This window comes from Hydrogenoanaerobacterium saccharovorans (assembly GCF_016901815.1).
Taxonomy (GTDB): domain Bacteria; phylum Bacillota; class Clostridia; order Oscillospirales; family Ruminococcaceae; genus Avimicrobium; species Avimicrobium caecorum.
In genome coordinates this window covers 30,526-44,257 of sequence record NZ_JACSNR010000009.1, presented here as the reverse complement: position 1 = coordinate 44,257, position 13,732 = coordinate 30,526, and the positions used below count along the sequence as shown (strand labels likewise).

The window sequence follows — 13,732 nt, the reverse complement described above, 5'->3', positions numbered from 1 at the left end:
CACATATAACCATCAACATTACCATCATTGTTTTTTTCATACTACAATCCACCCTCTCATTCTTCGATTTGCATTTTGATAGACTGAACACCTGCCAAAGGAGCGCAATTATCAGACCATTCCATTGTATAGTAATATTCTATTTCTATTGGTAAGTTAAATTCGCATTCGCCCTCAGAAAATGTTTTTGATTTAGATTCTCCTATATATCCTGACGGTAAACTTAAAGCTTGGTTTTCATTGGGAAGATACTCTTCCGTCGCTGAACCAGATCTAACCACAATTCTGGCAACTTTACATGTGTATGTACAAATCTCCGGATTAAAAAGCTTAGTATCACAGTAAATTGTTGACATCAGTTGGTCTATTTTGGCAAAATCATCAGTAGTTTGGTAATAAGCTTGACCTGTTGCTGGCGCTCTAACAGCAATAACATTCATTACACCTCCTGGTGTATCACCATTTATGGCAACCGTTGTAAACAATAGGCTATCATCTACACTTTTTTCTAGTGTAGATGATACACCTATTAATCTATAAAAGGCGCTTGCTTCATTATTTGTCATATTCCAGTCATTAGATGTGTTTTCAGGATCAACTTGTAAAGTTGCTGTTACATTATTCCCTCGATTAAATTTCAAGTTTACACTTAATTGAGTAATTGACATTGGCTCCAAAGCCACCACTTCTTCGATTGCTTTTGAACCATTAAAAAGAAGTATTACAGGGACAGACTGTGCGCTTTGGCTATAGTTCGCAACATCCATTTCAAAAGTTACAAACTCTCCACATTCAATCTGATTACCAGTAACAAAGAAACCTGTAGCCTCAATTCTATTAGCTGCTACATCCACAGCAGTATCTTTATTGATATATTTGAAAGCCTGACTCACAGTATTATTGTTGTAATCTACTTCTTCGATTGCTTTATCTTCATTTCCCCAAAGTGTTACAACTCTATCTCCAACAACATTTACACGAATCAAAATAGCCACCTTTATGCCGTATCCACTTTCTATTGGTCCTTCCACAGTAGTTGTCCCTATACATGTTCCCGCCACATATACACTAAGTGGAATTGAGCTAGGTGTAGGTGCAGTTCCATAATTAGCTATATCAAATACATATTCTATAGATGTATCAGAAGGTAAAGTTGTACCTGCAGGCTGTGTTAAGTTTGAAAGTCTAATATCAGGAAGAGCTTCATTAGAAGACGCAAACATATCACTTTCATTTACCGCTTCAATAACCATCGGTTCTTGGCTAATAATTTCTAAAACAGCAAAATCATCTTGAACAGGCGTTTCACCGGTCACCTCCAAATCAGATATTTCATAATCTAGCTCCTCACCAGAATTAACATTAATTTCAGCTTCTTGGTCTCTTGGGATTGCAAATGCAACATTGGGAATAAAAAGGAGTACCAATAACAACGATATCGCTCTGGTCCAAATTCTTTTCATAGCAATCCTCCTTGTAATTATTGAAGATGTTTGTTTACTTGTTTAATTATATTTTACACCTCTTTTGTCAAAAAGTCAAAAATTTGTTTGAAACTGCTATTTTTTTATTGCTATTATAAAAAAATATGTCATTTTTACAAAAGAGTAAAAATGACATAGGGATATGATTATTTTTCATTTCAGCAAGCCGGGCCGCTCATAACCTGCAGCTCTGCGGCTGCCTTGAAGCCATGGTCGACAAAGACCTGACCCAGTGCCTCATCGTCCAGGGGCACTTCGGTGACTACCTGAGGCACGCCCTTTTCCAGGCCGACCTTGACAGCCCAGGCGATGCACTTGTCATAGTCGCCGCCCATCATGGCGATCTGTACCGAGCGCTTCTCCAGGAAGCGGTTGCCGAAGGCCATCACGCTGCCGGTGGCCTCGTCCCGGAGAACCTTGCCCTCCTTCGCCAGCTGGCGGATCACAGGCTCGTTGATGCGCATGAAGGTGCGGTTGAAGATCACAAAGCCCTCGTACTTTTCCTTCAGAGCCATGAGCAGTTCTACGGCTTCGTCCTCGCCCACGGGTCTAAAATCACCGGCATCGGCGGGCATTGCCACGCCAGCCAGATCCAGCTGATATTCCCGGTAGCGTCCGGCAGTATCCAGGCCGAATACCCGTGCCAGCGAATAGCTGGGGATATTCTTCAGGCCGGTATACATAGCCATCGACTCCACGCCCTTCTCCCGGGAGAGCTTCTGGAACTCCTCATAGAGGCGGCGGCCTACGCCCTGACGCTGATACTCCGGCGCGACACGCAGGGTTTCCAGCCAGGCAGTGTGGTCAGCCAGGACAGTATACTTGGCAATACCCACCAGTTCTTCGCCGTCCTTATAGGCGCCCAGCAGCGGGCCTACCTCATCGGACAGGAACAGTTCCGATACATCACGCAGATAACCGGAACCCTTCATTGCCTTTTCTTCCACCTCCACGGCCTTATCCAGTTCCGGACGGGTCACAGTACGCACAACCAGTTCCATAAACAATTCCACCTTTCAAAGGAGATTCTTCCGTCCAGGGTCATCTGTCCCTGAGATGCGGTTTTTTCTTTATTATACGGTGTTTTGCCGGTGTGGGGCAAGAGTTTTCCAAGGACAGGAAACCGCTTTGGAAGATGCGTCAATCCATGGAGAGTTCCCTTGGCAGATTGCACAATCCCACCCCAACGGACATAAAAAAGAGGCTCCCGTCCAATGGACGGGAACCCCTCTGTGTCGGTAATGCTTACTGGATCTTATCCTCAATGTACTTGACGATATCGCCTACGGTCTTAATGCCGGCCATATCCTCCTCGGGGAATTCGGTATCGAATTCGTCCTCCAGGCTCATTACGATATCCACAAAGTCCAGGCTGTCGATGCCCAGGTCCTCTACCAGGCTGGAATCCATAGTGATCTCATCGGCATCCAGTTCCAGCTGCTCAGCCAGAATCTTCTGTACCTTCTCGAATGTCATGACAAGCTGCCTCCTTCTCTCAGATTTTGCCGCGCGCTGCGGCCTTGCTCAATCCTTTCGGATTTGCTACGCTACCTATCTTATAATATTTATTTCGTTTTATCAAGGGGCAAACCGAAAAATCACAGGAGAATCTTGCACCATTTTCACCCAGGATTTCCCGCCGGGTTTTATCAGAAATAGATAAATCCTACCGATTCGTCCCCTCGGAACGGGCAAACAGGGCGGTGATTCCCGCCGGATCGTCCGGATCTGCCGCCTGAGCGGGGACTTTCGCTTCTCCCAGCCAGCCCAATCCCTGGATATGCCGGGCAATCTCCGCATAGCTGAGATCCGTTTCAAACCCGCCGTTCAGACGGGTGAAAAGCTCCTCACTCCCCAGTTCTTCCGCCGACTGGCAGAATACTCCGCACCAGGCGGCGGCAAGTTCCCCGGCATGATTGCTCCCGCTCTGGAACAGCGCCATGGAGAGCCGGCTGTCCAGCCGCTGCCGTCCCGCCCGGAGGATCACCGTCTCCCCATCCAGGGTGACAGTGCTGTCCTGATCCAGGGTGAGGGTCGCTGCCCCCAGCCCCTGCACCAGCTGCTGCCAGCTCTCCGGTTCCCCGGAAAGCCAGGCGTCAATGGTGAGGCTGTACCGCTCCTCCAGCTCTCTTTGCAGAGCATCCGGTGTCCCGGACAGGGCGTCCTCTCCGGTGAGCGCCAGTGCCGCCATGCGCTCCTGGGCCGGGAAAAAGCCCAGCAGCAGCACCACCGGCTCCTCCCCTTCCATCACCCCCAGCAGAATGAGATCCTCCTCGGGGTCAGGGCTGTACTCCACCGCCTCCCGTACCGGCTCCGCTGCCGGAGCTTCCGGGGGCTTGATCACCCATACCGCCGCCGCGATTCCCAGCAGATATACCGCCAGGGTCAGGGAAAAGGCTGTCCAGAACTGCCGCTTCACCATGCTCACCTCCGGGGAGAGTATGGACGGACAGCCCGGGATCTATGCGGCGGGCGTCAGCGCAGGCGTTCTGCCAGCCAGAGGGCACACCAGCCCTTTGCAAGGTCGGGCAGGATAAAGGGGATCACACAGGCCGAGAGGGACGCCCACAGTCCCATGCCGGTGGCAGCCATGAACCAGGCGGTGCCCAGCAGGTAACAGCACAGGTTTGCCAGCGCCACCCCAGCCATGCGAACTCCACGGCTGCGGGTCTTTTCGCAGACCATGGACAGCAGCCAGGCCATGATGGGATAGGCCAGCAGATAGCCGCCGGTCATACCGAACAGTACGCCGGGGCCGGCGGCAAAGCCGGCAAATACCGGCAGACCGGCAAAGCCCAGCAGCAGGTAGGCGCAGGCAGAGAGGGCAGCCAGCGCCGGGGGCAGCAGGGCACCGGCGAGGAGAATGGCAAAGACGCCCAGGGTCAGGCTCACCGGGCCGATGGGAATGCTCACCGGCGCCAGCAGACAGGCGCAGGCGGTACAGAGTGCGGCCCGGGTCAGTCCACGGACGGTGCTGGCAGAGGAAGAAAACTGTGTTGGCATGAATGAATCCTCCGGATCATTGAAATTTTGCCCATTATAGCATACCAGGGTCTGTTCCGGCAATCCCCTTTGCCGAATTTGTGATATAATCTGCAATTTCCGCTTTCAGAAGTTTCTGTTTTGGCGATTTTATGTGATTGATTCCGCCAATTTTGCAGGAAGCTCAGATTCAATATTCATTTTGCTTGCAGGGGGCTGATATGCACCGTCAGGATCGCACGCTCCCGGGGGCTGTTCCGGTACGGGGTGTGGCTCAGTCTGACGCCTCCGGCTCCTCCGGCTCGTCCGGCAGGCCCAGGGCGGTGCGCACAGCCCGCCCGGGCAGGAGCATCGCCCGTTCCGCCGCCGACCACAGCTCGGTGCCGTCGTCCTCCACACCGGCGGCAGCTGCCCCCACAGCGTAGAGCCCCGGCAGCACGCTGCCGTCCTCCCGCAGCACGGCGCCCCGCTCATCGGTGCGGATGCCCCCGGGGGTCTCGGCAAGCACCGGGGTACGCCATTCGGCGGCATAGTCCCCCGTTTCCAGCCGCTCCCCCTCAGGTGCCACGGCATTGTGGCTCTCCACCGCCTGCCGCAGCAGATCCGGGTCGGCTCCCATTGCCTCCGCCAGTTCTTCCAGCGTCCCCGCTGTCACCAGACGGGCGTCCTTCTGGGCCGCGGCAGTGTCAGTCTGAGGCTCTGCGGCACTCTCCGCCGGGCCAATGGCCCAGTAGGCACCCTCCGGCAGCTCCATCAGCTTCTGAAGCCAAGCACTCTCCTCCTCGGGTACGGTGAGCCAGCGTCCGTCACTGTCCACACAGAGCAGTTCCCGGCTCTCCCCCAGGCGCCGCTGTTCCGGGGCGCTGTCCCAGATCTCCAGCTGTCCCAGCCCCGATGCCGCGGCCCCGGCCTCCAGTGCCGCTGTGAGCCCGCTGCCGTCCGAACTTCCCCGGGACAGGGTGCGGAAATGCTCCTGCAGTCCCTCTGCCAGCCCGGTTTCCCCGGCACCGGCGAGCACCAGTTCGGGATTGCCCCCATAGTCCCCGGTGGCAAGGATCACCCCGTACTGGGCATGGATCAGATAGTCGGTGTCGGCACTCTCTGCCCGCACTCCGGTCACCCGTCCATCGGTGACCTCCAGCCCGGTGAGCTTCACACCGGTGAGCAGTTCTGCCCCGGCCTCCTCCACCTCTGCCCGGAGATCCCCCAGCATGCCATAGCCGCTGGTCAGAGTGCCGTCCGACAGGGTCAGCACCGGTTCATAGAGGGTCTCGCCGCCGATGATGTCCTGCTGTTCCAGCACCAGCACCGTGGCTCCGCCCTCACGCACCGCCTCAGCTGCCGCTGTCATGCCTGCTCCGCCGGCGCCGGCAATCACCAGCCCGGCATAGAGTTCCCGCTGGGTGCGCACCTCCGGTTCCGGGTCAGGCGGAGTGAACTCCCCTCCGGCCTGTTCCAATGCCTGGGCTGCCGCGTCAATCACCCCCTGGGAGGTGAGGGTCGCCCCGGCAACCAGCTCCACATAGGGCGTCCCCTGCCGGAGGATCTCCGCCGGAATCTGCTCAAAGGCCGCCTCACACACCCCCCGGCTCTCGTTGTGGGAGAGAATGCTCACCGCCTCAATGCGGTCGGCAGACACCTCCACCTCCACTGTGATTGTCCCGCCATAGCCCTCGCCTGTCCCCTGGTATCGTCCCGGCTGGAACTGTCCTCCGGGCTGGGACGGCGCCGGTTCCTGGGTACACCCTGTCAGGAGCAGTACCGATAAGAACAGGGCTGTCCATTTTTTCACCGCCACAGTTTTCCACTTCCTTTCCAATATTCTGTGGAAAACAGTATACCCCGCGGCGGCAGCGGGATTCTGACGAAAGCCGTCGGAACGCCGGATATGAAAAAAGCCGGGAGAGGACCACCCTCTCCCGGCGGGACAGAACTCAGAACAGACGGTTTACAAAACCGGCAGCAAAGGGAATATCGCTGTCCAGGCCCTTGTACATGCGGTCGGCGGCACGGATGGCAAAGAGCGCCATACCCAGCAGGAGCAGCAGATCCACAACCTGATCCACACCCCAGCGGAGCATCCAGCCAAAGAACGGCACAATCGCAAACACAGCGGACAGCTTATGCACCAGAAGGCTGACTGCCATCACACCCAGACACATGAGCAGTGCCTGCATCACCTGCCGGTTGAGCCATTCGTCCTTTTCCACCAGCATGACAAAGAGCATCAGGCCGCCCAATACCAACGGCTGCTGACACACGGCAAGCAGCAGAGCCACAATGCCATAAAACCAGATATCAAATCCAAAGATTCCTCTGCGCATGAAAAAACTCCTCGATTTCAAATCCCTGTTCTGTGGTACGAAAAAAGCAGCCCGTTCACAAAGCGGCAGACGCTTCATGCCAGGGGCTGCTCTAATTCAGTTCGTTCAGGCAATATATAAACGCTTACGCATTGGCAGCCAGCTTAACAGCCAGGTTTGCCTTCTTTCTGGAAGCGTTGTTCTTGTGCAGGAGACCCTTGGCGCAAGCCTGATCGATCTTCTTCACAGCAGCCTTGACAGCCTCAGCTCTGTTCTCGTCGCCGTTTACGATTGCAAGATCAGCCTTCTTGATAGCAGTCTTGAGCTCGGACTTGAGAGCCTTGTTCTGCTCAGCCTTGACAGCGTTGACACGAACTCTCTTCTTCGCGGACTTAATGTTTGCCATTGTTACACCCCCTACTCTGTTCATACAGTACAAGTTAGTTTATCATTTTTCAGAAATAAATGCAACTGTTTAAGCGAAATTTTTTCGGTAAAACTATGAGAAATCCCGGTTTTCCGGGAATTTTACCTGAAAGAGAGGGAGATTTTTCCATGATCCGCACTGACCTTGCCCTGGAAGCCGCCAATCTGTCCGGGGAATCGGATCTTCCCGGCATTGAGATCCGCCGCACCAAAAAGCATGGCCTGACCCTGACCACTGTGACTGTCCTGGACGAAACCGGCTCCCAAGCCATCGGCAAACCGCCGGGACGCTATATCACCCTGGAAACCGATCCCATCGGGGAAACGGCCCTCACCGGTTCGGAGGAAGCCGCCCTGCTCGGGGAGAGCCTGGGGGCGCTGCTGCCCTCGGAAGGGACTTTGCTGGTGGCCTGTCTGGGCAATGCCGCCATCACCCCCGACGCCCTGGGGCCCCGGGCTGCCCGCTGGGTACTGGCAACCCGCCATGTGGCAGGCCGGGAACAGCTGTTCCGGAAGTTCCGTCCGGTGGCGGTGCTGGCGCCGGGAGTCCTCGGACAGACCGGCATTGAGACCGCCGGCATTATCCGCACCGTGGCAAGGGAGATCGGCGCTTCGGCGGTGCTTGCCATCGATGCTTTGGCTGCCCGGGATCTCTCCCGGCTGGGACGCACCGTCCAGATCGCCGACTGCGGCATCGCCCCCGGCGCCGGTGTGGGCAACGACCGGGCTGAACTCTCCCGGCACACCCTGGGGATTCCGGTGGTGTCCATGGGCATTCCCACTGTGGTGGACTGCCGCACCCTCCTCCACGACCTGGGCCTGCCTGCCCCGGCTGGCGTCCCCCAGAGCATGGTGGTCACCCCCCGGGACGTGGATCTGCTCATCGACCGGGGCGCCCATCTCATCGGCATGGCTGTAAACCACGCCGCCCAGCCCGAGCTCACCCCCGAGGAGATCGCCTACCTCATCGCCTGAGCCGCCCGCAGATCCAGCCGCCGCCTGTTTTCCGGGCGGCGGTTTTTCTGTGTCGCTGGTGTATGCCCTGTAAATATGTGCTGCTCCGGAGAGTCCGGTTCATGCCGGTGTAAATTCCTGCCCCACTCCATGCTGTCTGTCCGCCGTCCGTTCCCCGGAGGCGGCGGTTTTCTTTGGCACAGGCGTCCGCAATTTTCCCGTCCTGCGCCTTGATCCCGCTCAGACGCCTGTTTCCGGCGGGGCTGTCCCCGGGCATATCCCGGCGCCCTGCCGCATAGAGATATACCCAGACAGTGCTGCCCGGGGCGGCAGCAGGACAGGAGGGACGGGCATTGAGATTTCCCAGGCGGATCATCGGGCGCATCGGCGGCTCCGGACGGCGTGCCGCCAGACTGCAGGCAATCCTCATGGGGACGGCACTCACAGCCGCTTCCGCAGCCGGTGTGGCTGGGGTCTGGCAGGGTGCGGCACCGGCAGCGGCAGACTTTTTCCAGGATACCGCTCTGCTGGCAGGGGCAGCAGCCATGCCGGAAGGCACTCTGGGCGCCCTGCGGCGTCAGCTGACCCCTTCGCCCTCCTCCGCCGTGACGGCGGAGATCAGTCCGGGCATCACCTTCACCGACCCCGAACCGGAGGTCACTGACCAGAAGCCGGTGCGTGTCCAGCCCCCGGAGATCAGCCCGGAATACCGGGGCGTGCTCATCTCCGAGACTATGGCGGGGTCCCCCAGTGCGGTCTGCTGGCAGATCGGCGCCGGCTGGCTGCGCAATTACACCGAGATCCCCCGTGCCCAGATCGACGCGGAACTTTCGGAACCCCTGGAGCTTGCCCCCAAGGCGGACGGACGGGTGGAGGTGCTCATCATGCACACCCATGCCACCGAGAGCTATGAGGGGTATGATTCGGAGTATTACGACACCCGCAACACCTGGCGAAGCACCGACAACAACGAAAACATGGTGGCAGTGGGGAATGTCATCGAGGAGGAGCTCAGAAAGGCGGGCATCGGGGTGGTGCATGACACCCAGCAGTTCGACTACCCCTCCTACAACGGCTCCTATGACCGGGCGGCAGTGGCAGTGAAGGAGTACCTGGCCCAGTACCCGGATATCCAGCTCATTCTGGATGTGCACCGGGACGGCATTCAGCGGGACACCACCACCATTGTCAAGCCCGCTACCGAGATCGACGGCGAACCGGCGGCCCAGATCATGATCCTCTGCGGCTCTGATCCGGGGGTCGGGGACTGGGGCGAGAACCTGCGCACCGCGGCGGCGGTGACCAACCTGCTGGAGAGCCGCTATCCCACCCTGACCCGGCCCATCTACTTCTCCACCGGGCGGTACAATATGAACCTCTCAGGCGGGACGATCCTGCTGGAATTCGGCAGCCAGGCCAACACCCTGGAGGAAGCCCTCACCTCGGCCCGGCTCACCGGTCAGGCGCTGGGCGAGTGGCTTCAGGAGCTGGCAGGGAACGCATAAGGCAGGATTCTCCGGGGCAGACTCTCCCTGAAAGGGTGTGATGCCATGGAGGAGAAAAAACCTGCCGCTTCCCCGGACCCGGCAGAACAGGTGGAAGAACTGCTTGCCCAGGCCCGGCAGACCGCGGCGGGACGGGTATCCCGGCGGGAGATGGACGCCATTCTTGAGAGTGTCCGCAGCCAGGACGCACCGGAACCCTCCGGAGCAAAGCGGGTGCGGCAGGGAAAGACCGCGCCGGACGAACAGGACTTGATCCCGGAGCCGGAACCGGAGGAGCTCAGTCTGCCCGAACAGCGCCGCCAGACTGCCCGGCAGTTTTTCGGGGCGATGTTCCTGACCCTGATCCTGTTGGGCGGGGTATTCGGGGCTCTGCTGGTGGAGGAGAGCTACCGCCGGGTGGGAATGGGCAGCCTGCCCACCCAGGTGTTTTCCGCCCGGCTCACCGAGGAGGGGATCGCGTTCACCGTGGGGGAAGCTGCCCCCGACCCGGAACAGACAGCCCGGCTGGCCTGGCTGGCGGACCGTCTGGAGCCCTTCCTGCTGCCCCGGGGACTGCGGATCGCAGTCCGGGCGCTGCTGGGCGGAAGGCTCCTGCTGGACTGGCTGTGACCCCCTTCCCCCGCTTCCACACAAAAAAGACCGGCTGACCTTCCCGGGGAGGGCCAGCCGGTTTTGTTTTTATACAGCTCAGAACCAGAGGGGATTTTCCTCCCGGAACACCGGTTCCGGGCCGTTCTCATAGGGGTCATACCGCCGGAGGTTGCAGCCGAATTCCTGCAGACGGAGAATCCGTCCATCGTCTGCCCAGCAAATCAGCGTCATGCCCTCAAAGGCTTCGGTACGGCCGTCCACCCGGTTTTCAAACAGCCACTCCACCGCCGTCTGCTCCCCTTTGTGGAAGAACTGCCGGATCTCCCATTTCAGGACAATCCCCCGGCGGTTCCACTCCTCAAACCACAGCCGGATCTGATCGGCGCCATGATATTCCGGCCCCCAGCTCTCCACATAGACTGCCTCCGGACAGAACAGTGTCTCCAGCCCGGTACAGTCCTGCCGCAGCCACATGGAAAACCACTCCCGGACCCGGTTTTCTCTCTCCTCCATGGAACATGCCTCCTGTCTTGGCTTTTTCTCCCATTGTACCACAGTCCCGCCCCATACCGCAATAAACGGAAGGCATATCCTGCCTTCCGTTCTGCGTATATTCAGGGTCAGCGGAACAGCTGACAGACATAGCTGATACCCTGGGCATTGAGCTTGCGGCGGGTCTGTGCCATGCTGAGATCGGGGTCGTTATAGACAGTCAGGGTTTTGCCGCTCAGGGCGATGCCCACGGTTGCCTTGCCGTCCTGTCCGGCTGCCGCATGGTAGCACAGGGAAACAGAGGGCGTGGACATATCATTGACCGACGGCGGCATTTCCAGGGCATAGACCGTACAGAACCGGGGCTCGAAATCCAGGGTGAAACTGCGCTGGGAGGCATCATTGCCGTCATAGAAGTACAGCTCACTGGACGGACGGGACCACTCTTCCCGTTCCGCCTGGGTAAGATGCTTTTCGGTGTCGTCCAGATGACCGCCCACCAGGGTTTCCAGCTGGGTATTGTCATAGTTGAAGTCGTCCATTTTGGGCTTGTCGCTCCCCACAAACTGATTGAGCCGGAGCGTTTTTGTCTTGGATGTGCTTGGCATATCATTCTCCTCCCAGTTTTTCTCCATTGAGATCGAACCATTCCCAGGTAAAGTCCCGGCTGTCCCAGGCGGCAAAATCCAGTCCGATGGCTTCGAACATCTCCCAGGTCAGCACACCGATGTCAAACTCCACCTCGAGATGGGCGGGGAGCATCCGGCGCACCTGGGCCTTGACTTCGTCCAGGGTCTGGTAGCCGCCGATGATCCGGGCATCGGTGACCCGGATCAGCCGCTGGGAGAAATCCTCTTCCAGTTCCGCTTCCAGGCCGGCAGCCAGCAGGGAACGGCGGATGCCCTCCGGAGTGAAATCCCCCTCCCCGATGGAGAGCTTCACTGCCGCCATCTCCCGGCGGCTGGCCTCATCGGTACGGGCCACCGGCAGATCCAGCAGTTCCTCCCATCGGGCCAGCCGTTCCAGACTGCAGGTGGCAAGGAACAGATCGTCCCGGCACTGTTCCAGCCGCTGACGGAACAAAGCCAGTCCCGCGGCATAGGCCATGAGCTCCCGGGACACAAAGCTCCCGGGCGAGAGGTCATAGAGGCGCAGCGGGTCCAGCAGTGCCACCATGCTCTCCCAACCCGCCGGGGTCAGGGCTGAACGGGTGCCGAACTTCATGCTTCCGCCCCCTTTGTCACGGTCAGTTCGCCCAGGGTGATGAGACTGCGCTCCGCCCCGGGCTGATCGGCTGCCGGAGCGGTGAGACGGCAGTTCTCCACACCCGGCACTGCCATCACCGTGCCGATGATCCGGGCAATGTAGAGGGGCTGACCCACTGCCAGTTCCCCGAACAGCGCCCGGAGAGCGGCTTCGGCCTGGGTTTTCACATCGTCAAAGGCGTAGTTCTCCCCGGCGAAGAGCTCCAGCGTCACCGGACAGGGGCTTTCCTCGGCGGCAGTGACCTGGGCATCCACACCCAGTTCCCGCTGCTGGGCCACCAGTTCGCCCAGCTCCCGGACGGTGTCCTCCGAAGCCGCCGCGCCCTCCCCGGCAATGACCAGATCAACGCTGCCGCTGCCTCTGGGGCGCTGGATCACCTGCACCGACGCCACCCCGTCCTGGGCCAGGGCCAGACGGCGGTAATAGGCGGCATTGGAACCATTGGATACCGCATGGTAGCTCTCCAGCAGACGGCTGCGCAGTTCGTCGTCAGTTTCGGCGTCCTGTCCGCCCGAGAAGCCCTCGGGATTCTCCACCCCGTCCACCGAGCCCACCGCTGTCACCAGCACGGTGATGCTCCCGGCGGCGGCATTGCCGGTGCTGCCCGGCTGTTCGGCCTGAGCCGGCACCAGGGCTTCGGTCTCCCCGGCGGCGATGCGTCCCTCGGCAGTGGTGACAAACCGCACCGGTTCCGCGCCGGCTGTGGAGGCCACCAGTCCCTGGGGCAGCACGATCTCCTGAGCCGCCGCTCCCTCCCGGTAGAACCGCAGCACGCCGCCCGCAGCTGCCGCCTCCTTGCGCCGGAGTCCCCGGCTGTCGGCATGGCGGTCGAGCATTTCACCCTCCGCCGTCTCCGGGTCCGCGGCCTGGCGCAGGGCACCAAGCTCCTCCTCCAGCAGTTCCAGCTGGTTTGCCAGCAGAGCCATACGGATGCCGATGTCGCTGTCCTCCCCCGGCAGGGCGCCGGTGAGCCGCTGGTATTCCGCCCGCATGGCTGTAAGATAACCGCTTTCCAAATTCATTCCTCCCTCTCCCCGTTCCGGGGGTCGTCATGGTTTACAGGGTCAGCAGCAGACCGGCGGTTTCACTTACGCCGTCCGCTTCCAGTTCCACCCGCACTTCCAGGCCCGATGCCCCCGGCACCGGTTCCACACTCAGCACGGTCACCCCGGTCAGCGGACAGAGCGCCTCCTCCACCGCCGCCCGGATGCGCTCCTGATCCGCCCGGTTCATGCGGTAGAGCTCACTGCCCAGTTCGGGATAGGGCACAAACCCGCTCCGGCGGCTGCATAGCCGGATCATCACCCGCTGGCGCAGTTCTGCCAGCCCGGTGACCGTCAGGGGCTGTCCGTCCGCGCCGGGCAGGAGATCCCCGTCACGAAGCATCAGATCCACGGCTCTGCCCTCCCTTCTCAGCGGTGCCGGCGGGGGTGATCTCCACGCCGTTGAGATACACCCGCCCATCGGGACAGAGCCGCAGCATGGCAGCACCGGCGGTGAGACGGATCTCCCCGGGGAGCAGGTCTGCCTGTGCCATGGGCACGCCCAGGGCGAGAGGGCCTCCTCCCAGATCGGCGGTGAGCACCGTACTGCCCGGTTCCGGACGGGCGGCATAGCCCGGCGGCAGAAACCAGGCGGCGTCCCGGCGGGCTTCCCCGGTGATGAGCATACCGTCCTCACCGGCGGCAGCCATACGCAGCCGGGTCATTTCCTCCTGCATGGTCATCTT

At 59.4% G+C, this 13,732-nt stretch carries 17 protein-coding genes; 3 read left to right on the top strand and 14 right to left on the bottom strand.

Annotation, left to right across the window (positions count from 1 at the left end; genetic code table 11):
- Positions 1-56 precede the first annotated feature (56 nt).
- From H9X81_RS09420 to rpsT, 8 genes are all read right to left on the bottom strand, one after another.
- On the bottom strand, positions 57-1,463 hold the full coding sequence (locus tag H9X81_RS09420; RefSeq protein WP_204721522.1) for a CARDB domain-containing protein: 1,407 nt from the start codon (positions 1,461-1,463) through the stop codon (positions 57-59).
- 179 nt (positions 1,464-1,642) lie between these two features.
- On the bottom strand, positions 1,643-2,485 hold the full coding sequence (locus tag H9X81_RS09415) for a GNAT family N-acetyltransferase (protein ID WP_204721520.1): 843 nt from the start codon (positions 2,483-2,485) through the stop codon (positions 1,643-1,645).
- A 244-nt stretch (positions 2,486-2,729) separates the two neighbouring features.
- The gene (gene acpP, locus H9X81_RS09410) at positions 2,730-2,960 is read right to left on the bottom strand and encodes an acyl carrier protein (protein WP_177503421.1); all 231 of its coding nucleotides are present in this window, start codon (positions 2,958-2,960) and stop codon (positions 2,730-2,732) included.
- A 190-nt stretch (positions 2,961-3,150) separates the two neighbouring features.
- Positions 3,151-3,906, bottom strand: coding sequence for a hypothetical protein (locus H9X81_RS09405; RefSeq protein ID WP_204721518.1), 756 nt, complete (start codon positions 3,904-3,906; stop codon positions 3,151-3,153).
- Between the two features lie 53 nt (positions 3,907-3,959).
- The gene (locus H9X81_RS09400) at positions 3,960-4,487 is read right to left on the bottom strand and encodes a biotin transporter BioY (protein ID WP_204721516.1); all 528 of its coding nucleotides are present in this window, start codon (positions 4,485-4,487) and stop codon (positions 3,960-3,962) included.
- Positions 4,488-4,740: 253 nt separating this feature from the next.
- A complete protein-coding gene (locus tag H9X81_RS09395) occupies positions 4,741-6,264 on the bottom strand; it encodes an FAD-binding protein (protein WP_204721514.1) in 1,524 nt (507 codons plus the stop codon).
- Positions 6,265-6,400: 136 nt separating this feature from the next.
- Positions 6,401-6,790 carry a hypothetical protein gene (locus tag H9X81_RS09390; RefSeq protein WP_204721512.1) on the bottom strand — a complete coding sequence of 130 codons (390 nt, stop codon included), beginning with the start codon at positions 6,788-6,790 and terminating at the stop codon, positions 6,401-6,403.
- A gap of 124 nt (positions 6,791-6,914) precedes the next feature.
- A complete protein-coding gene (gene rpsT, locus H9X81_RS09385) occupies positions 6,915-7,175 on the bottom strand; it encodes a 30S ribosomal protein S20 (RefSeq protein ID WP_177503428.1) in 261 nt (86 codons plus the stop codon).
- Positions 7,176-7,324: 149 nt separating this feature from the next.
- Here rpsT and gpr point away from each other — a divergent pair, with 149 nt between their 5' ends.
- From gpr to H9X81_RS09370, 3 genes are all read left to right on the top strand, one after another.
- Entirely contained in the window at positions 7,325-8,170 is an 846-nt protein-coding gene (gpr, locus tag H9X81_RS09380) for a GPR endopeptidase (protein WP_204721510.1), read from the top strand.
- A 332-nt stretch (positions 8,171-8,502) separates the two neighbouring features.
- Positions 8,503-9,654: a stage II sporulation protein P gene (gene spoIIP, locus H9X81_RS09375; protein WP_204721508.1), complete on the top strand. Its 1,152-nt coding sequence runs from the start codon at positions 8,503-8,505 to the stop codon at positions 9,652-9,654.
- 45 nt (positions 9,655-9,699) lie between these two features.
- The gene (locus H9X81_RS09370) at positions 9,700-10,263 is read left to right on the top strand and encodes a hypothetical protein (RefSeq protein WP_204721506.1); all 564 of its coding nucleotides are present in this window, start codon (positions 9,700-9,702) and stop codon (positions 10,261-10,263) included.
- A gap of 78 nt (positions 10,264-10,341) precedes the next feature.
- Here the strand turns inward: H9X81_RS09370 and H9X81_RS09365 are convergent, their stop codons facing one another.
- The 6 genes from H9X81_RS09365 to H9X81_RS09340 form a co-directional block, all read right to left on the bottom strand.
- Positions 10,342-10,758 (bottom strand): nuclear transport factor 2 family protein, encoded by a 417-nt coding sequence (locus H9X81_RS09365; protein ID WP_191392682.1) that lies wholly within the window; start codon positions 10,756-10,758, stop codon positions 10,342-10,344.
- A gap of 107 nt (positions 10,759-10,865) precedes the next feature.
- Positions 10,866-11,345: a hypothetical protein gene (locus tag H9X81_RS09360; RefSeq protein WP_191392681.1), complete on the bottom strand. Its 480-nt coding sequence runs from the start codon at positions 11,343-11,345 to the stop codon at positions 10,866-10,868.
- A 1-nt stretch (position 11,346) separates the two neighbouring features.
- Complete coding sequence (locus tag H9X81_RS09355) at positions 11,347-11,961, bottom strand: hypothetical protein (protein ID WP_191392680.1); 615 nt, start codon at positions 11,959-11,961, stop codon at positions 11,347-11,349.
- On the bottom strand, positions 11,958-13,025 hold the full coding sequence (locus H9X81_RS09350) for a baseplate J/gp47 family protein (RefSeq protein ID WP_204721504.1): 1,068 nt from the start codon (positions 13,023-13,025) through the stop codon (positions 11,958-11,960). The genes H9X81_RS09355 and H9X81_RS09350 overlap by 4 nt, the downstream gene beginning before the upstream one ends.
- 34 nt (positions 13,026-13,059) lie before the next feature.
- Entirely contained in the window at positions 13,060-13,398 is a 339-nt protein-coding gene (locus tag H9X81_RS09345; protein ID WP_191392678.1) for a histidine kinase, read from the bottom strand.
- Complete coding sequence (locus tag H9X81_RS09340) at positions 13,379-13,729, bottom strand: hypothetical protein (RefSeq protein ID WP_204721502.1); 351 nt, start codon at positions 13,727-13,729, stop codon at positions 13,379-13,381. The genes H9X81_RS09345 and H9X81_RS09340 overlap by 20 nt, the downstream gene beginning before the upstream one ends.
- Between the last annotated feature and the right edge of the window lie 3 nt (positions 13,730-13,732).